This is a genomic window from Aureispira sp. CCB-E, from assembly GCF_031326345.1.
GTDB lineage: Bacteria > Bacteroidota > Bacteroidia > Chitinophagales > Saprospiraceae > Aureispira.
On the sequence record NZ_CP133671.1, the window covers coordinates 6,842,852 to 6,863,112 of the forward strand.

At 35.6% G+C, this 20,261-nt stretch carries 16 protein-coding genes; 6 read left to right on the plus strand and 10 right to left on the minus strand.

Annotation, left to right across the window (positions count from 1 at the left end):
* Window positions 1-89: 89 nt before the first annotated feature.
* Window positions 90-1,157, minus strand: a complete 1,068-nt coding sequence (locus QP953_RS26425) for an OmpA family protein (protein ID WP_052599224.1) — start codon at window positions 1,155-1,157, stop codon at window positions 90-92.
* Window positions 1,138-4,422, minus strand: coding sequence for a CHAT domain-containing protein (locus QP953_RS26430; RefSeq protein WP_309553422.1), 3,285 nt, complete (start codon window positions 4,420-4,422; stop codon window positions 1,138-1,140). Before QP953_RS26430 ends, QP953_RS26425 begins: the two co-directional genes overlap by 20 nt.
* Window positions 4,423-4,884: 462 nt before the next feature.
* Between QP953_RS26430 and rmuC the strand changes: the two genes are divergently transcribed.
* The gene (rmuC, locus tag QP953_RS26435) at window positions 4,885-6,177 is read left to right on the plus strand and encodes a DNA recombination protein RmuC (RefSeq protein WP_052599222.1); all 1,293 of its coding nucleotides are present in this window, start codon (window positions 4,885-4,887) and stop codon (window positions 6,175-6,177) included.
* A gap of 7 nt (window positions 6,178-6,184) precedes the next feature.
* The gene (locus QP953_RS26440) at window positions 6,185-6,589 is read left to right on the plus strand and encodes a thiol-disulfide oxidoreductase DCC family protein (RefSeq protein ID WP_052599221.1); all 405 of its coding nucleotides are present in this window, start codon (window positions 6,185-6,187) and stop codon (window positions 6,587-6,589) included.
* A 63-nt stretch (window positions 6,590-6,652) separates the two neighbouring features.
* Here QP953_RS26440 and QP953_RS26445 read toward each other — a convergent pair whose 3' ends face one another.
* Window positions 6,653-6,892 carry a CDGSH iron-sulfur domain-containing protein gene (locus tag QP953_RS26445; RefSeq protein WP_309553423.1) on the minus strand — a complete coding sequence of 80 codons (240 nt, stop codon included), beginning with the start codon at window positions 6,890-6,892 and terminating at the stop codon, window positions 6,653-6,655.
* A 305-nt stretch (window positions 6,893-7,197) separates the two neighbouring features.
* Window positions 7,198-8,352 (minus strand): VWA domain-containing protein, encoded by a 1,155-nt coding sequence (locus QP953_RS26450; RefSeq protein WP_309553424.1) that lies wholly within the window; start codon window positions 8,350-8,352, stop codon window positions 7,198-7,200.
* A 393-nt stretch (window positions 8,353-8,745) separates the two neighbouring features.
* On the opposite strand from QP953_RS26450, the gene QP953_RS26455 reads away from it, so the two are divergent.
* Window positions 8,746-9,780, plus strand: a complete 1,035-nt coding sequence (locus QP953_RS26455; protein ID WP_052599218.1) for an NAD(P)H-dependent glycerol-3-phosphate dehydrogenase — start codon at window positions 8,746-8,748, stop codon at window positions 9,778-9,780.
* A gap of 118 nt (window positions 9,781-9,898) precedes the next feature.
* On the opposite strand, the gene QP953_RS26460 is transcribed toward QP953_RS26455, so the two are convergent.
* Window positions 9,899-10,468 (minus strand): Crp/Fnr family transcriptional regulator, encoded by a 570-nt coding sequence (locus QP953_RS26460; RefSeq protein ID WP_052599217.1) that lies wholly within the window; start codon window positions 10,466-10,468, stop codon window positions 9,899-9,901.
* 269 nt (window positions 10,469-10,737) lie between these two features.
* Here QP953_RS26460 and QP953_RS26465 point away from each other — a divergent pair, with 269 nt between their 5' ends.
* The 3 genes from QP953_RS26465 to QP953_RS26475 all read left to right on the plus strand — a co-directional run bounded on the left by QP953_RS26465 (window position 10,738) and on the right by QP953_RS26475 (window position 13,395).
* Entirely contained in the window at window positions 10,738-10,869 is a 132-nt protein-coding gene (locus QP953_RS26465) for a hypothetical protein (protein ID WP_255351970.1), read from the plus strand.
* Window positions 10,870-11,191: 322 nt separating this feature from the next.
* Window positions 11,192-12,202: a hypothetical protein gene (locus tag QP953_RS26470; protein ID WP_052599216.1), complete on the plus strand. Its 1,011-nt coding sequence runs from the start codon at window positions 11,192-11,194 to the stop codon at window positions 12,200-12,202.
* A 5-nt stretch (window positions 12,203-12,207) separates the two neighbouring features.
* Entirely contained in the window at window positions 12,208-13,395 is a 1,188-nt protein-coding gene (locus QP953_RS26475; protein WP_309553425.1) for a T9SS type A sorting domain-containing protein, read from the plus strand.
* Window positions 13,396-13,634: 239 nt separating this feature from the next.
* Here QP953_RS26475 and QP953_RS26480 read toward each other — a convergent pair whose 3' ends face one another.
* From QP953_RS26480 to QP953_RS26500, 5 genes are all read right to left on the minus strand, one after another.
* Window positions 13,635-14,621, minus strand: coding sequence for an aldo/keto reductase (locus QP953_RS26480; RefSeq protein WP_052599214.1), 987 nt, complete (start codon window positions 14,619-14,621; stop codon window positions 13,635-13,637).
* 161 nt (window positions 14,622-14,782) lie between these two features.
* Entirely contained in the window at window positions 14,783-15,370 is a 588-nt protein-coding gene (locus tag QP953_RS26485; protein ID WP_052599213.1) for a GNAT family N-acetyltransferase, read from the minus strand.
* Window positions 15,371-15,848: 478 nt separating this feature from the next.
* Window positions 15,849-16,877: a GTP-binding protein gene (locus tag QP953_RS26490; RefSeq protein ID WP_309553426.1), complete on the minus strand. Its 1,029-nt coding sequence runs from the start codon at window positions 16,875-16,877 to the stop codon at window positions 15,849-15,851.
* A 111-nt stretch (window positions 16,878-16,988) separates the two neighbouring features.
* A complete protein-coding gene (locus QP953_RS26495; protein WP_052599211.1) occupies window positions 16,989-17,609 on the minus strand; it encodes a hypothetical protein in 621 nt (206 codons plus the stop codon).
* Window positions 17,610-17,827: 218 nt separating this feature from the next.
* The gene (locus tag QP953_RS26500) at window positions 17,828-20,056 is read right to left on the minus strand and encodes a zinc-dependent metalloprotease (protein WP_309553427.1); all 2,229 of its coding nucleotides are present in this window, start codon (window positions 20,054-20,056) and stop codon (window positions 17,828-17,830) included.
* Window positions 20,057-20,261 lie beyond the last annotated feature (205 nt).

Sequence of the window (20,261 nt, forward strand, 5' to 3'; positions counted from 1 at the left end):
CAAGTATATTAGAATATATAATTTCACTAGTACTCATTCTTGCCAAAGAATATTCTATTCTTGCCAAAGAAATGAGCGTTCACCAAGCATTAATCTAAAAAATCTTTATCTCCCTGAAGCACACGCATTTCAACTCTATTGTTAGCAGCATGCTCTTGCTTAGAGCAAGATTTCCCATTGGTACAGTGGTTCATTATTTCGGATTCTCCTACTGCCACAATAGTAAATCGGTCAGCAGTTACGCCTTTTTCTGATAAGTATTGTTCAATAAATGCCCCTCTTTTTTTGGCAAGCAACCAATTGTAACGTTCACTTTTTCTAGCATCTGTATGAACTCTTAGTTCTACAATTAATTTGGGGTTTTCGACTAAATTTTGGTACAGCAAATCAAGTGCAGCTCCTCCTACATCATTGAGTTGTTTCGTTTTGCCCTCAAAAACCAAATCTTTAAGAATTAAAGAATCCCCTTTGGCATATTTTCCTTGAGGAGGAGTATTTTCTATAGAATCTATTCTTGCCTCTTGAGGAGTAATATTTAATTCCAACAATGGATTTCGTTTGCCTTGGCAAGTTTCCTCGTGCAACTCAATCGTGTCCATTTTCTGTTGCTTGCCATCAAGATAAGGAATCACCAAATAACTCTGACCACAGGTACCACAAGCAAAATAATAGCCTTCTTGATTAATAGCTACCGTCTCCGATACGTTGGTTTTCAAGTTCTTCAAAACAAGATAATTTTCTCCTGCTAGCACCTCTGATTTCTCTACCTTTCCCCTCAAACGATAACAATCTTTGGGGCGCATGGACAATCCAAATTTATTCTTTCCAATCCGACTCAATTCTTCTGTAGATAGTACTGTTATTTGGGTATAATAATTTTCCTTTTTAGTAATAATGGTATACGTTTTTCCTTTATTTAGGGATAAGTTTGTTATTCCCAAACTATCAGTATAGTATGTTCCAAACGTATAATATTTGCCATCTGACTCCTTTTGTTGAACAGCAACTTGAGCACCAATAACAGGTTTCAAATTATACGTATTCTCTACCTCCAATGCTGTTGGGATAGTAAATTGAGCTTGAACAACCAAGGGGGCAAAACAAACTATAACGAAAATCCAAAAGTACTTGTAGTGATTATGTAGTCCTTGTTGCATTGATTCTTTTTTTTATCAGAAAAAACAATATTATTAAAACTAATAAAGTTCCTAATACTATCCATATCCAAGGAATAGTATTCCTAATTTCCGTCAAACTGCTGACAGGTTCTGTGTTTCCAATTACAATCAATCCTGCCCACAATTGCGGATGGCTGCGCCCAATATTATATTCTTTGATAAATTCCAATTTAGCTTCTTGCAAAGCTTTGTGTTTGGGGATTCCTTCCTTTAGATACTGATAAAACAAATGCATAATAGCCTCTGTTGCTTGATCGGATACTGGCCATAGTGTCATAATCATATTCGGTGCTCCACTATAAGCAAAACCTTTTGCAATACTCATGACCCCTTCCCCTGCATAGAGTTTGCCTACCCCCGAATTACAGGCACTCAACGTGACTAACTCTGCATTTAATTCTAGACTAAACAACTCATGTGTATGCAGTAAACCGTCGTTCATATCATCCGTCAAAAAAGCCAGGCTTGAAAACATAGGGTCGCTGTGATTGACAATACCATGTGTTGCAAAATGCAGTACTCCATAGTCTCCAGCTACCTTCTTAAAGGCTGTTTCTGTAGATGCAGCTCCTATAATTCCCCGACTGTTTGCTCCAAATAAATTTTGAAGTACCTTTACTTCTTGACGGGCGTAAACTAGAGGTTCCAAATCTAGTTCTACTACTACATTTGATAAGCTATCTCCTTGGTTTAAAATAGAATCCAATACCGCAAAATCAGGCGCAAAACCAATTATTTTTTTAGGCGCATTCGTATTTTGAAATGCCTCTTTGCTTGTCAAATAAAGTGTTGCAGAGTAATTGTAACAAAAAGCGTGTTGTTCATTTAAATATCGAATTTCACCATTTTCAGAAATAGGCAACACTTCAAAAGGTATATTATTTAGAAAACCATCTGGAATAACAATAATATCTTTATTGCCTAGCAGATCTTTTAGCGGCTGAATCAATAACCGATACAAATAAGTCCCTTCAAATTGAATGTCTTGAATTTCATTTTTTCGGATAGAGCTCAAAAATTTAACAATCGTCCGATTGGTTTTTTTCAATTGATGAGGTACCAATTGGCAAGTCATCGCCTCTTTCTCTATCGTAAAAATCATTACAAAAGAATCCAACATTAGGTAATCCAAGAGCAATTCATTTTCTTTTAAGGCAGCTTGTACGGAGTCAATACTCACCGTAGAATAATCATATTTTAAGGCAAAATACTTGGGATATTTTTGCTCCAAAGTTAGCACCAACTGTTCGTGGACTTTTGTTTTATCACTCAATTCTTTTTCTAGCATAATGAGTCGTTCTAAATCTTTAAACTTCCCTTGACGCACCTCATAGTATATCTCTCCTTTTAAGTAGGCAATTTCTATTTTTTGCTCATTCTCTTTTTGAATCAATGAATCGGGAATATTAGCCACTTTACGAGCTTTCAAATCGCGAACGGCTTCCAACAACAAAGATCCTTTTGCTATCTCTGTATAATCAAATGCTCGATGTAGATAGTTTTCTTTTTGAGTGACCTCGTACAATTGATAACATACCAACGATGCTTGCTGGCTAAATTCTTGTGCCAATGCCGCCAATTGATATTTAGAACCTTCTTTCCGATACGTTCGGCGCAACTTGTTCAACAATTTGATGGTCGCATCAAACATAGCCAATGCTTGAACCAAGGTCTTTGTATCCTTATTTTCGCTGTAGACTCCTTTCAAGACTTTCCCTTTTGTTCCAATAGCATACAATAGTTCTAAAGGGAATTTGGCTTGATCAATAGCAGGTACATCGTTTTTGTTATAAGTATCTCCTTCATTCATAGATGCCGCCAAAGCTTTGTCAATAAAACTCATTGCCTGACCATAGATTTGTTCTTCCAAATAAACCTCACTCAACGAACGAGACGCTTCTACGACCATAGGATGTTTTTCTGGGTAAATTTCTTTCATTAAATCCAATGCTCGTTCGAAATGCCCCTTTGCTCTATTGTAATTTTTGGTTTGAAAAAACAAAGCGCCTTTTGCCATTTGAACATCTATCTCAGCAATGGTTTGCTTGTTCACTGCCAATTTGGGAATTGTCAAACTAGACTCGTGATAACTCAACAAAGAAATATTATAATTATCTGACAACTTAGGATCAGGAGCATATATTATTTTCTCTTCTTTAATCTTTGCCAGCTCTGCTTCGATCGACCATTTTTCTCCTTTTTGAGTCATTTTTTTATAAGATGTCTTGGCTTGCACAGAATTCGTTTGTTTGCCACTCAATTTGCCGAATTGCAAAAAAGCCTTAAAATTTTCTGCGGGCAGTTTACTTTTTTGAGGGCTCCAGCTATTCAAAGCACTTCCATTCAAAATCAAGGCTAAATCATATTTTTCTCGATCATAATAAATCGTAGACAACATAAACTTAGCATCAGAAATGGCTCCTTCTTTCAGTTCATATTTCAGTGCTTGATTTAAATAGACTTCTGCTGCATCATAATCTTTTCGTTTAAAATAAACACCTCCCAATCTATAATACAACTCTCCCGCTCGCTCTGGTTCATCTTTAAGCAATGTATCTTTTTGACTCAATACTCGTTCGTATCGATCAATCGCTTCTTCGGGTTCTAGTACTTTATCATAAACTTCTCCAGCCAAAATTTTTATATCCGCCAGTTGTTTGTAGTTTTTTTCTTCGTGGGGCTGTGCATCTGCTGCGGCTATTGCTTGGTTATAATACTCCAATGCTTTGTTATAGTCGCTCCGTTCATAATATAAATCTGCCAAAGATTTATTCAGTTCGATGTGCATAGGAGCCGATAACTTTGTTCCTAATTGTTCACTTTTCTTGTGACTATCTTGTAGTAATGGAATAGCCAAGTCGTGCTCTCGGTATACCAAGTGGTACTTTCCCAAAGCTATATTTAAGCGAGCTTGAGTTTCTGTTGATACTTTCTTTAGATCAAAGGCAGCTAGTTCTGCATTTTTTAGCAATTCAAAAACCTTGGCTTGTTGCCCTAAATTGATTTTAGACAAAGCTGCCGCTGCCAAAGCTTGCACATAAAGCTCCTTTTTAGGTCCCGAAACGTTGGCTAATTTTTCATAAGCCTTAGCCGCAGACAAGAACTCTCCTTTACCAAAAAGAACATCTGCTGTCTTAATCGGTCTAGAAGCTTGAGCTAACAATTCGCTGGAAGTACTGTACATTAATAACATAACAGTGCTACACACAAGCACCTTCCATAGTCTTAAATTTTCTTTAAACATCTCGTAATCTGTTGTTTTCGTGCCTTAGTAAGCTGTGAAATTAACCTATTTTTCTTGATTAAACAACTATTTAGTTTTGCCCCTATTTCTACGTCCTTGTTTCCTTATTCCCAATTTTAAAAAATCTAGTAAAAATAACGGCTTATTTCTATAACTATTCTTAAAATCTTACGTACTTTATATCAACAACACACACACTTACTTTTCCAATTACGATGCATTATTATTTCATTTTTTAATTAGCTTTGCTGCTCTTTCAGGGCACTCTGTGAAGTTTTTATGATTGATTATCAACTACAAACGATAAATCAAAACAATCAATCTAACAAAAACATTAAGGTGATTTTCAACGGATAATGTATGAAGTTTGCCTACTCACAAGTATAGCCAACTAACTAACGACCTAGGTACTAGATACATTTTCAAAACACAGTAGTATATAGTTCGTTTTAAGCTTTATTTATGGATTTAATTTATTTAGGAATTGGTATTGTAATAGGATGGGTACTAGGTTATTTAATGGGCATTTTAAAAGGGAAGAGTAATCATACTCCCGATGATCGAAAATTCATCTTACAAGAAGTACATCAAACCGCTTTGTCTAGAATTGAAAAACTAGAAAATACCTTAGAAGACAAAGAAATTGAATGTATTGATTTAAATAAAGTTCTCGCTAGTCAAGAGCAAATTATTACCAATCAAAAAGATAAATTAGAAGAACAAAGCAAAAATTTGCTTCAAGTTCAAGAACAATTGCGGTTAGAATTTGCACATACAGCCAATAGCTTGCTAGAGGAGAAAAGTCAAAAATTCACTTCTCAAAATCAAGAAAACTTAGATCATATCCTCAAACCACTACAAGAAAAATTGCAGCTTTTTGAGCAGAAAGTAGAACTTTATTATAATGATGAAAACAAAGAAAGAGCTACTTTAAAAGAGCAAATTAGGCAGTTAACACAGCTCAATCAACAAATGAATGAGGAAACTCGCAACTTGACCAATGCACTGAAAGGCGAGGCGAAAACACAAGGAAATTGGGGAGAATTGATTTTGGAACGCATCTTAGAAAAATCAGGCTTACGCAAGGATTCAGAATACTTTACTCAAAGTTACTTTGTCAGTGAAGATGGGAAACGTCAATTTCCTGATTTAATCCTAAACCTCCCCAACAAAAAACACTTAATTATTGACTCGAAGATGAGTTTGACAGCTTATGAACGATTTAGTTCTGCCAAGAGTACTGCTGCTGCGGAACAAGCGATCAAAGAACATCTTATTTCTGTCAAAAAACATGTCAAAGAACTGAGTGTCAAGAAATATCAACAAATTAACGAACTGAATACGTTGGATTTTGTTTTAATGTTTATACCCCTTGAAGCAGCCTTTGCTTTAGCCATGCAACACGACCACAACTTGTATTATCAAGCATTTGAGCAAAATGTTATCATTGTGAGTCCTATGACACTATTGGCAACAGCTCGAACTATTTCTAACGTTTGGCAGCAAGAAAATCAGAGTCGCCATGCGCAAGAGATCGCTCAACAAGCTGGACGGATGTATGATAAATTTGTCAATTTCATTCATGATTTAGAACAGGTTGGGCATAAAATACAGCAAGTAGAGCACAGTTACAATGAGGCGATGAAAAAGCTTCAATTTGGCAAAGGTAATTTGGTTGGTCGAGCAATCAAATTAAAAGAATTAGGGGCAAAAACTACGAAGCAGTTACCAGAAAAATTTGAAGAAACAGAATAATTCGGTTATGACAACAGATTCTGCCATTGTACTTTTCGACGGTGTTTGTAATTTCTGCAATCAGTCTGTCCAATTTATTATCAAAAGAGATCCAAAAGGTTATTTTAAGTTTGGTGCCCTACAGTCTGAGAGTGGTCAAGCACTTTTGCATCAATACAACCTATCTCCTGATGTACTGGATACGATTGTATTAATTGAGCAGGGCAAAGCTTATACTTATTCTACGGCTCCTCTTCGAATTGTTAGGAAATTGCGTTTACCTTGGCCTATCTTCTATATTTTTATTTTGGTACCTACTTTTATTAGAAATCCTATTTACAAATGGATTAGTAAAAATCGTTATAAATGGTTTGGTAAACAAGAACATTGTATGATGCCAACACCTGAAATTCGCAATCGTTTTTTATCATAAAAAAATGAGTCGTTAGTCTTGTCTAACAACTCATTGTACATCTATAACGTTGTCGTTTGTCTCTTATAATTTAGTGTGTGTTCCATCACAGAATTGTGGTGTTCCACTATGTTTGCAATTGCACATATAAGCTGTTTTTGTTTCTTCTGCTTTAAAAACAACAGGAGTAAAATTAGTAGGCTGATGTGTCCCATCGCACCAAGGTTGATTGGATGATTGTCCACACGAACACCAAGCATATGTTTTTCCTGCTTCTAGTTCTACGGGCATCGGTGATTTTCCTGCAATTGTTGGCTTTTCCATTGTTCTTGTTTTTTTATTTAAAGTCTATTTTTTATTCTCAATAGTTAGCTGTCCTGCTAAGTATTCATTCTAAGTACACTATTTATTCTATTCTCAAACAAATAGCATACAAAACATTTAATGCTGCAACAATTAAAACACAAAATGGTATCCCTTGGTTTTAGGAATACCATTTCTCTATTTAGTATAGACTTAGTCTTAATAAACTCTTGATAATAAAACTATTAACCTACTATTATTTTATCAATAAAAACCCGCAGTTTAAAACTGCCCAACTAAGCACTCATTTTAAAGTTTCATCAAAATTATTTACTTTTCTCAAACTGAAAGTTTTGCTTTTTAGCTTGATCACGAACAGTTTTTAACATCACAGCGTCCAAAGTATTTTTTTCTTCGCCAGCTGCTTCTTTGCGTTTTTCAGCAATAAATGCCGAGCGTTTTTTAGCCGCTTCTTGAATTTTGGCTTGGATGGCTGCACGTTCTGTTGCCTTTTTTTCAATATACTCCTTGCGCTCTTCCATATCCATTCCTTTCATTTCATCTGGTAATTCCTCTTCCTCTACTTCCTCTATAAAATCGTCATTTTCAGCCATGGCATCTACTGCATCCCACGTTGCATTATTGTATGTTGATTTCTTGGATTTAGAAATCGCACGTTCTGCATTGTTAGAGGCACCATAAGATTTTGCATTCATATCTTGACTTAATTGGCGCGCTTGTTTTTCCTTCCCTTTTGTTCCAAAAGCGACATAAGTTTTATTCAACTCATCATTTAACTGCCCAATTTCGCTATCATAAGGCGTTTCGATATGTGCTACTTGATCATTTTGATTAATACACATATACTTTCCATCTGCACGATCGGCTCCATCTTTCCACAAATAACGAATTCCTTCTTCGCAATCTCCACAGTAAATCGTATTGACAACTATGCCATTCGTGATCGCCCCTTTGCAAGACTTTTTATAATCAATGTTACCTTGTGTAAACTCTTCGTTGCCTGCAATAATGATAATTTTTAAATCTTCATTACTTTCACTCCATTCCAAGTTTTCTGTTGCATCCTGAATCACCCAACCACAATACTCATCTCCTCCATTAGTTGTCAAGCTAAATAGTTTTTCTGAAACCAAGTCAAGATCATTGGTCAAGGGTACTAACTGCTGCAAATATCCCTTTTCTTGTGGCAAAGAACTTTTTCCATATTCATATAGAGCCAGTTCAATGGCAGGGGCTTTTCCATTTTTCTTAGAAGTTGCCAATTCATTGACCATCTTCCATAATTGAGATTTAGCTTGTTCAATCAAGCCATCCATACTACCACTAGTATCTAAAAGTAAAGCAACTTGTATTTTTGCAGTGCGGTTGGGGTCTAGTTCCTTAGGAGATTGGTTCAAATCTGTTGCCAACAAGCAGATGGTTGACATACATAAACTTAGGATTGAAATTAATTTAAACATGGCGTGTCGTTTTGTTTTGGTTAAAAATTGTTTTGGGAAACATTTAGTACATTCTTTGTAAAAGTAATAGCTCTATAAAACAGCATACACTAATAGGCAATGTATTCAATTTGTTGGTGTTATGACTAGATAGATGTGTCTTAATGCATTTTTGGCGTGCTTAAAATCTTTTTTCTTACGTTTTAATATTTTCTTAACAACAATGCAGCATTTTGCAGTTTTTTCTGGGCTCCTCAAACAAAGAATTTAACAGTAGATCCCCCAATGTCTTTCCTTACTACAAAAGTGAATCTACAATGCTTTACTATTCCTCCATCTATTACATTTCATAATTCCTAATTAAATCGCTAACTTCGTTCAAAATAAGTAAATCTAGGATTGAATTTGCAGACTATGGAAGAATCAGAACAGAAAGCACCCGTCGGAGTTATTGGTTCCGGAAGTTTCGGAATGGCTATTGCCAATTTATTATCAGAAAATGTAGATGTTTTGTTGTATGCTCGACGAGAAGAAGTACGTCAAGCTATAGAGAAACGAGAAGGACGATATAGTGTTCTATCTCCTCGTATACAGGCTGTATCGGATCTAAAATTGGTTGCCAATAGCTGTCAACTTATTTTTCCAATTGTGCCATCACAAGCATTTAGAAGTATGATGCAAAAACTGAGTCCTTACCTATCTCCTACACACTTCCTTATTCATGGTACGAAGGGGCTTGACATCGCTACCTTAGCAGAAGGTGAATCACTACGTCCTCAACACATCAAAACGATGAGTCAGGTCATCCAAGAAGAAAGCATTGTTTGTCGCATTGGTTGTTTATCAGGTCCTAATCTATCTAAGGAAATTATGGAAGGACAGCCTGCTGCTACACTTATTGCAAGTCCTTTTACTGAAGTTATCAAAGCTGGACAAGCTGTCCTAAAAAGTAATCGCTTTCAAGTGTATGGTGATCACGATATTATTGGTGCAGAACTAGCTGGAGCACTCAAAAATATTATAGCCTTGGCTGCTGGCATTTTAGGTGGTAAAGGGCTTGGAAAAAACCTTTGGGCTTTGTTAGTGACTCGTGGTTTGTCTGAAATGATTCACATAGGAAAAGCTGTTGGTGCAGATGTAAAGCCATTTTTAGGAGTAGCTGGTATTGGTGATTTGGTGGCAACTGCATCTAGTGAGAATAGCCGCAATTATCAAGCTGGATATCGTTTGGGAAAGGGGGAAACACTCGAAGAAATTATGGAAACATCGGTTGATGTTATTGAAGGGGTAAAAACTCTAGAAACCATTCGTGCCTTGGGAGCTCACCTAAAAATTACAACACCTATTGTTGAAATGCTTTATCGAGTATTCTTCAAACAAATGCCCATCGATACAGCTATTCAAGTCTTAATTACTTATCCTTATGCGGTTGATGTTGACTTTTTGTAAACAATAGTTAACTTAGTTACTCCCTGCGGTTATGAGCCAGCAAGCTGGGTTTGTTACTCCCTACGGTCGTGAGCTCGCTATGCTCGGTTCGCTGCTACTATATAAAAAGACAATATTATTATTTTGTAATGTTTTTTCGAATTCTACTAAGACTTTCTGGATGGATTCCTAAATAAAGTGCAATGCTTTTTATAGGTACCTGTTGAACGATATTGGGACAACGAGTTAATAAACTTACATACCGCTCTTTTGCTGATTTTGTCAAAAAATCAAGCTCTCTCTGGTGTTTTAATATAAAGGACTCTTCTGTTAACACCCTCCCTATCTTATTCACCAAAAACGAATCTTTATAGGCTTCTTGCAAGTCATCGTAGATGAAATACTCTACTTGGCAATCTGTAATAGATTTAATCTCGGCAGTAGACGGCTCTTGGGTTACAAAAGACATATAAGCATTAAAATAACGATTGGGAAAAAGAAAATCAATAATTCTATACTCAAAATTAACCGTTTCTGTTCCTATTTGAGCAATCCCATCAACTAAGAAATAACAATACTTTTCTACAACTCCAAAATTCGTAATCACCTGATTGGCAGGGATATGTTTTGTATATATTTTAATAGGTAAATCGCTATTGGCTGAAAAGTCGCATTCAAACTTTGAGTTGATAAATTCGTAGGTTTGCATCTTTTTTGGGACTAAAAAATTCAGGAATAATGAATTAAAAAATTTAACTAAAAAATAAATTGTAAAGCTATCAAAAAAATTAACAGCACGTCACTAATTCGTTCATCTTAACAAGGTTCACCAAGCCAACAGAAACATTATTTTTAACGCAAATATAATTAGCTAACATATGTTAGGACAACTTTGTGCGATATCTAATAATTTTGACCTTGTTAAATGAAACTTTTGCCACAGTGTACTAAGAATCTGTAAATAAAATAATACAAAAAATGATTCAAGGATTAATAATGTTAGGATTAGCAAGTTTTATATGGTTTGCTATTGTCAAAAACCCGACAGAAGAATCAGCAACTGGATTTGTAAAAATCTTCAAATCCGCATTTGGTTTGAAGGGACAGTAGATTTTGACTCAGGTTATCAAACTCAGATAGACCTAAGCAACTTGTCTAGCGGTCTCTATTTTATGGTGATGAAACACCTGTTTTGTGCCCAACAATCAAAGAATAAACAATATTTTTATATTTTTATATTTTATGTTCTTAATTTGTGAGTCTTTGGGTTCACAGAAGAACTAAAAAACTAAGCTTTCCAAGTAGGCTTGCGCTACTAATACAAAGCCAAAAATCATACACGTAACAAACAAACAAACAAACGGAGTACTATATAGTATTCTGCTATTGCTAAAATTCAAATTTATTACCTAATTTAAATTAAACTTCAATTATGACAATTCGTAATTTTATGGTATTGGTATGTTTATACATATCAACACAAGCTACCTATGCCCAATTCACAGGAACCAATCCTTCTACTCTTAGCGACAATGGTCTAATTACTGGAAAATTAGTAATAGGGACATCTTCTTATCCAAGTTTTACGAATGCTAGACGTCTGACATTATATCGAAAATTTTCAGGACTTCCAGCCCTAGGAGCTCCATTACATTCCTATACAACAGGCATGCGTTTTACACATAGATACTCTGCTTTAGGGACTAACTACACTGATTTTAGTTGGGATATTGCTGTTACACACAATACCATGCTTTTTCATAGTTTGAGTACCAATACGACTATTATGAATCTTAAACCTGATGGGAAAGTAGGCATTGGTTTAAATAATCCAGATGCAACACTGCATGTCAAAAATTTTAATAGTACTAAAATAGATGCTCATCTAGAAGGATTTACCTTGATTGATGGTGCCCAAGCTTCTTTATTGCTAGGCGCACAAACAGGCGTTCCTTATGGAGAATGGGGTATCGAATACAATCCTGGTGCAAGGGGCTTAAATTTTTGGAAGCCTAGTGGCGCATCAGCAGGACATGGAAACTATTATTTATTTATCAATGACAATGGTAAAGTCAGTATAGGGTTGGATCCTACCGCAGCCAATACCTACAATGGGGATTACAATCTTTATGTAGGCAAGGGTATTTTAACAGAAAAAGTAAAAGTTGCCCTAAAAAATACTGCTGATTGGGCTGATTATGTTTTTGCTGACAATTATCAACTCATGCCTTTAAGTGATGTGGATAAATTTGTGAAGGAACATAAGCACTTGCCAGGTGTACCTAGTGCTGAAGAAGTTCAGAAAGAGGGAATTGATGTTGCCAAAATGGATGCTAAATTATTAGAAAAAATTGAAGAATTAACACTTTATATGATTCAATTAAAAGAAGAAAATGAAGCATTAAAAGCAGAAGTAGAACAGTTAAAAACTAAAATAAAATAAGTACCATGAAAAGTATTGTATATAAACAAATGCTGTTATTTCTGTTGGGGCTTATAGGAAATAATCTTTTTGCTCAAACTATCTCAGGTCCAACTGAAATTTGTCCAGGAATAAATTTGGTAACAGGTTCCTATACATTGACGGATAACACTTGCTCAAGTATTAGTAATATCAATTGGAATCTAAATTATCCGACAACATCAGTAACAGCTGGATCAAACCCTGTGACCATAACATGGTCTACCTTAGGAAGTGGTCCAGATCAAGCAACCTTAACAGCAACCTATGATTGCACCACTTATGACAGCGATGGTAATCCACAAACTCAGAGCAAAACAGCAACTTTAATCATTTATATTTTAAATGTTAATACGCCTATTATTGCCTCACCTAGTAGCATTAATTTGTTGTGTAATGACGTAACGCCATTTACGATTAGCATAGCTCCTCAGCCAGGTCCTGCTTCTTATAGCGTAGAACATCCCGATTGTTTTTCATATACATATGCTAACAATCAGTTTACTTTTACGCCTGATGCTGCTGCTTATGGTGAAATTTGTATTACTATTGCTCAAACATCCTGCAATATAGAAAAAACAGAGTGTATTACAGTAGCAAGAAATTGTGCCAATGATTTAACTTTTTCAAGTGCTTCTCCCATAACCAATGAATATAATTCCGTTAATAATTATATTGTAGCTTCCGATGTTTCAACCAACACCTTTAGCAATGTAGAATTCAAGGCAGGGAAAGCAGTTACTCTGGAGCCCGGTTTTTCTGCCAACGAAGTATTTTTAGCACATATAGGTCCCTGTTCTTGTTTACCTGAAGGGATTACAGGCTGTTTCTATGGAAAATCTCGTTCTAGTAGATCCAACAGAAATGATGCAAGAAGTAATAAACTTGTCAATATTCCAGAACATAAAATGGAAACTATTTCTTCTGCTCCTTCTGAAAGTACTTTTGGTATTTATCCCAATCCAACACAAGGAGTCTTTACTATTCATCTAGAAGAAGTATCCTCTGATGCTGTTGTTCAGGTTTTTGATCTAATGGGGCGTTTGCGAAAAACGGTTGCTATCAAGCACATTCAACAAACTATAGATGCTTCTGAATTGGAAAATGGAGTTTATATTGTTGTTCTTTCTGGTCAAGAAAGATTACTCAAGGAAAAAATAATCCTTTCCAAATAGAAACATACAAGCTTGTTTTCTAAAACATTAAATGTTTTAGTGGTTTAGTAATGAAAAATATTTGCTAACTATAAAAATCGACCGAAAAAAGTTTTTCGGTCGATTTATTTTTTGATGCTATGCTAGTTTTACTCGTATAGCAACGTATTTTTCATAAAAAATATGCTATCAATAGTTAGCTGTACTCTCTTAACCAAAGAGAATTATCACCAAACTACTAATTCTATAAAAATTTCTACCTAAAAAGCAGGACGTTCTGGCTTATTTCCAAGTACTTCTTCTATTGCGGCCATTACATCTGGAGTCATTTGATCCAACAAATCAATAGATGTTAATGTCTCTTGTAAATGATGCAATTTAGACGCGCCTAGGATAACCGTACTAACATTAGGATTGCTTAAACACCAAGCTACAGCTAGTTTTGCAACAGAGGTTCCCAAGTCATCGGCTACTTTGGACAAACCACGAACCGTATTCAGACGTTCTTCTGTCAAGGAGCGCTCTTTCAACCACTCTAAACCATCCATTCCTAATCGAGTATCCTCTGTACTTTTCCCATCAATATATTTATTCGTCAAAACACCAGATGCCAATGGAGACCAAATAGTTGTTCCTAATCCTACCGTCTTGTATATTTGAGAGAATTCTACTTCTACTTTAGCTCTGTGAAACATATTGTATTGAGGTTGTTCCATAGTTGGTCCTATCAAGCCATATTTTTCGGCCACCATATGCGCCTCCATGATTTCTTGTGCCGACCATTCTGATGTTCCCCAATAAAAGATTTTTCCCTGCTGAATTAGTGTGTTCATCGTACGCACTGTCTCTTCTATTGGCGTATTTTTATCCGGACGATGGCAGAAATACAAGTCTAAATACTCTACTTGCAAACGCTTTAAAGCAGCTTCACAAGCTTCTATCAAGTGCTTTCGGCTCAAACCAGTCTCATTCGGCAACGAGTTTCCATCCCCAAAATAGGCTTTACTTGACACCACATAAGAGCTTCTTCTCCACCCTTGCTTTTTCAGAATTTTTCCCATCACCAATTCTGATTTTCCACGAGCATAAATCTCTGCATTGTCAAAAAAGTTAACTCCTTTGTCATAAGCATCAACCATTAAATCTTCGGCAACATCATCTCCAATTTGTTTTCCAAAAGTCAACCAAGAACCTAAGGAAAGAGCACTTACTTGTAAACCTGATTTTCCTAATCTTCTATATTCCATTATGATAATTTTTTAGGCTTTGTTTGTAAAATGATTCCATCTTTTTCCTTTACAAACATATCCTTATGAGTGATTATTTTACAATTACGTTTCTAAACAACAAAAGCCGCTTATCTGTTGATACAAATAGCGACTTTATTCTATTTTTTATAAGAACATTTTTAAGCTAAAATTCTAGACTCTCCCTTTTTCAACGCCTTCTGCCCTTCTTCTGTATTTAGGACTTGCTCCAAAGAAATAATTTCTTTGGCAGGCTCTTGATAATCCCTTAACATTAGTTGCCACCACCCTACTCGGTGCGATTTTCCTAGCTTGTATCCCACATTGTCATACACCCCCACAGGATGAAAACCAAAACGCTCGTGAAAATTAACACTTGGTATATTGGGGAGTGTAATACCCGCCAATACACTGCGATAATTTTGGCATTTGAGTAATTCAATTAAAGACGAATATAAAGCTGTGCCATATTTTTTAGTTTTAGAATCTTCCCGAATATAAACGGACATCTCCCTAGTCCATTTATACGCCTCTTTGGCGCGGTGGGCACTAGCGTAAGCATACCCTAGTACTTCTCCATTCGATTCATAGACCAAGCACGGTGCTTCTTTCTGAATGGTTTGAATTTTTTTTGTAAACTCTACTAAGGTGGGGACCTTCATATCAAATGTAACAGCAGTATTTTCTACAAAAGGAGCATAAATAGCCAACATTTCGGCTATATCTGACTCTTGAGCGATACGAATCATAGTGTTATCTTTTCTTAGGTGTTCTGTAGGACAAAATATTGGTTATCAAAAGAATATTACCAATACTATAACAATACACTTTATTTTAAGTAAAAAAGCATTCTCCATAGTTAGTAATTTTCTATATCTTTTGCAATTTTCTAGCCTATATTTTTTTCATTTTCTTTAACAAATAATTAAATTTTATATTCTTATTCTTATTACTCCATACCAACATCGTATTCAATTGATTACCAATCAGAACAACTCCGACATCACAAAACAACAAAACATTGATAATCAACAAAATACAACATCACTTTATGCCAACTGAGTCTACCGAGAAAGCTTTTGTTAGTCACACATAGGAGCTATTTACGATCGCAGCGAGCTACAACGTAGCCTTATCAGAGGTAGTAACCGATCTAATCTACGAAGTATTAAAACGCTATTAAAAAAAGCGCAATACTACATTTCCCCCTTCAAGTCATGAAAAAATCTATTTAAAAAGACAGTTCTGAAGTTGTTTTTCTAAAATATCCCTTCTTAAATGCTTTCCAATAAATACTATTTTGGTAACTCTTTCTTCTCCTTCGTTCCAATCATCTCCTGCAGTAAAGACACACATTTGCTTCACCGATTGTACAATAGTTCGTTTATCTTGGTATTGGAAATTCATAATCCCCTTGACGCGATATAAATGTTTCCCTTGGATCATTAAAAGAACATTCAACCAATGTCTAAATTTTAAAACATCTAAGGGTTCTTTAATTATAAAACTTTGCGTGACAATATCACTGTGATGATGATGATGTTCATGATCATGTGCAGGACAAGATGCATCACATTCGTGATCGTGGTCGTGATTATGATCGTGATGATGATGTGCATGAGCCTCATTTAATTTTCGCTCAACCTGATGAACATCATAGGCATTCAAAGTCAATAAATTAGAGGACACCTTTCCATAGTCACAATGCGTAATTGCCGCAAAAGAATTCGCTTGTTTAAGAATTGTTTCCAATTGTTTGATATAATCCGCAGAGACTTCACTAGCCTTATTGATAACGATATAATCTGCAAACGTAAGTTGACGTTTGGCCTCTTCTCGATCTTTCAGAATATCTTCTGCATGATGTGCATCTACCAAACAAATTGTGGCATCCAAACGAAAACGACTTTGAATAGCTGGTTCTGCTACAAAAGCAGCCGCAACTCCATCTGGCTCGGCAATTCCAGTCGTCTCAACAATCAAATGATCAAACTCATGTTCACCATTGACCAAGTCTACCAATGTCTGCACCAACTCACCATTTAGGGTACAACAAATACAGCCATTAGACATTTCAAAAATACCACTATCTGCTCCTACTACCAACTCATTATCAATTCCTATATCTCCAAACTCATTTTCAATAATAGCAAATTTTGTATTAGGGTTGGTAGAAATTAGATGATTCAGTACAGTTGTTTTTCCTGCACCTAAAAAACCTGTTAGTATGGTCACGGGAACCCTATCTTCACTCATTTTTTTTTATTTTAAGTATGCTTTTAAGTTCTTTGGTCATTCCCAAATACGAAAAATTTTATAAAATCTTATTTATTGTTTTTTGATTACACCTTGGAAGGAAACAGATAACTATCGACAGAAGTAAGAAGCAATATTTTCTGTTGTAATTTCAGTCAAAAACAAACGCTCGTACTGTTTTAATTTATTAAACACACTTTGGTCTGTTGAAATCAATTCAAATTCTGCCTTTCGGATCAGTGTTTCCATTTGAGTGGTTTCCCCTGCTACTTTTTTCTGCAAACAGCGAAAAACTTCTCCATCATCCAAATAAAAAACCGTTTGAGTCGAAACCTCCTCAGTTCCCTGCCAAACACCTTTTTCATAAACGGCTAAACTAAGCTCTTTTCCTCTATAGTAAAAACTAACAAACTCATTCCTCCCCTCTTCCGATAGCGCAAAACGCATTCCTTTCGTTTCTTGATTGTCTTTAATATAAGTCAAAATCCCCCCCGCAAGATTATTACAAGCATAAGAAAGCTCTATGCGTTGAAAATCTTCTGAACTATCCACTACTTTTTGCAAAAGAGTTCGGTTCGCGACTTTATTTTCCAAGGCACGCTGCTCTGGAGACATGATCTTTTCAGGTACAATCAAACTTGCTTCTGGAGCATCTTTTAATGTGTCTGAAGAAACCGTTTCCACACAAGAAGTTAACAAAATTAGACAAAGAAAGGTTATAAGTTTCGACATGTTGTCGGTTTGATGATTCTACAAAATAATCTCCATTTCGAGTTACGTACTTCTGTACAATATAAATTACCAAATTAATGCTTTTTAGGTAGAAGGGCAAATATTTTTATAAACAAAAAAGAATGGTTGCACCTACCAAAGTGCAACCATTTAATATAGTTATCTTAAAAGTACTTTGCAAAAAGACAACTACTCGAACCTATTTTATACAAATCACATTATTCAATTACTAATTTACTGCTTTGGATACCATCTTTGTTTTTTACATTAATCAAGTACAATCCTGCTGATAATGTCCGAACATCCAATTGGTTTTTATTAACACCTTCTATCAATTCTACAGACTGTGCGGGCATTACCTCTTGCCCCAATGCATTAAGAATGGATACGGTTACTTGTTCTACTACCTTTGAGTTAATTTCTAGTGTTACCACCTTATCTTGAGCAATTGGGTTAGGGTAAACATTTAGGGTAGATAATGGCGTATTCAAACTGGTAACAGAAGTACTAAGCCCCGTCTCAAACAGCACTTCACTAGAACTCGTATTGGGATCGCAGAAACTCACAGCATTCAAAGGAGTTACTTTCCATTCGTATTTGCTACTAGGCTTTAGGGAAACTGATAAATTAGGACTCGTAACAATAAAATCTAATTTGTCACCATTTAGCAACGGGTTTCCTAATGCATCGACTTGATACACATAAACATGATAAGACGTAGCCCCTGTTATAGCATTCCACGAAAAGTTAACCGTATTATTAGGCGTTGTTATATTTTGTACTGGGTAAATAGTAGCAACTTGGCTGGTTATTAATGTCGCTGTAGGTGCTGGATACCTAGTTGCCAAACCTCTAGATGCAATATCCAACTGCATGGCTACGGCTTGTTCTGCGGAGAATGTATTTTTACAATTTGTACTGTAATAACTCATAATATTTTCTGAAGATGTTCCCGTTACTGTTGTATAAGGAGCCTCCAATTTGATATCAAAAGTGCAACCTGCAATCGTGCTCTTTTGTTTGTACAAATTCGAGGCAGGAAGTGTTGTGATTCCAGGAGGCAATGGTGTTGCCACTTGAATAGTCCAAGACTCTGATGCAACCAGTCCTGTTATTTTATGATATAATCTTTCTTCAACTTCAACAGTAATACCACTAGAAATAGTTGTAGTCCCTGAATTTAGCAACTCCAAAGAAGACATTTCTGTTGTATAAGCTCCTCCTGGAATAACTCTATATTCTGCGGGTACAGTTGCTGACTTAGAAACATCGGGAGAACCGCTTACCACGATATTTTGATCTAAATAGTAATCTCCCATAGAAATATGTCCTATTTTAACCTGATCCATTCCAAGACCTATTAAGTTCGAATTTGTCTGTAAGTTGTAATCTGTTGTATCGGAATTTCCTATAGTATCTTTCCACATAATAGTTGGCGTGCCTCCTTGCGGCGTAAAAGAGGTTTCAACAAGTAACAAAGTTTTGGGAGGAAAATATGTACCTACAAAAGCATTTGTTGTTAACAACTCTGTAAAAGCAGGATCATCCTCTTTCATACTAAAACGTGTGGCAGGACGAATTAAATCTGGACGAAACAGTTTTCCTGTAGGGTCGACTGCTGCAGATGCATGCTCGCAAAAATGTGTTCCTCTATTGTAAACACCTCTATAATATCCAAACAAATAACTAGGATCTGTGTCACAAAATCCATCGCCTGCGATTTGACAATTTTCTTGCCCTCCTGTTCTTGGCAATCGCTCTACGATAGCACCATTAGGTAATTTTTTAGGCGTAATTCCATTAGAATTAGCCGTTACTGTGTTATAATCTTGGCGTTCCCACCCCGCAAAAGTATGTGGTAAAGAGAAAAAATGCCCAGCTTCATGTGTTAAGGTATAAGAATAACCATTAACAGCATCTTGAATGGCATAAATAGCATCGAGATTAGGATCATAATACCCCAAAATTGTTCCACCTTGTGGACTGATAATTTCATTACCAATAAATATGTTCACGACACCGGGCTCTTTTAGTAAACCCATAAAATAAGACCCCATACCACTATTTTCATCATTCGTATACAATAAATCTTTATTAATAAAATTAATGGGCTTGTACATATAAAACTCTACATTGATAGGGGCAAAATCTGAATTTAACTTGCAAAGGTTATCAAGCACATCTTGTACCTTTTCTCCCCCTGTTCCATCTGTTTTATTGACAATATGAAATTGAACAGGAATATACACCGTATTGTTGCCACTGCGAGCTTGATTATAACGGGACATTAAACTACTATGTTGCCTTCTATTATCTAACATTCGTTGTTTAATTTTTTCCCCATATTCGTAAGAGGTTCCGCAATCCAAATGTTGTGCTTGCAACCAAAAACTCGTTGCCATTAAGAGTAATACAACTCTAAATGCTTGTAAAAAGTAGTATGTCATCGTTCCTTAATTTTGTAATAATGTGTTGCAAAGAGGTACTTCTTATTTTTATAATGTGCATAGGGCTCCTTCTATTGCAACTCTCTAACTAAAAAATATTATTACTTAAATATAAAGGAAACTCAAAACAGATAAAAGCACAGAAATCAAGCTTTCTCATTTTAGACAACATCAAAACTTCGATTTTTAAAAGCTTCTAATATTT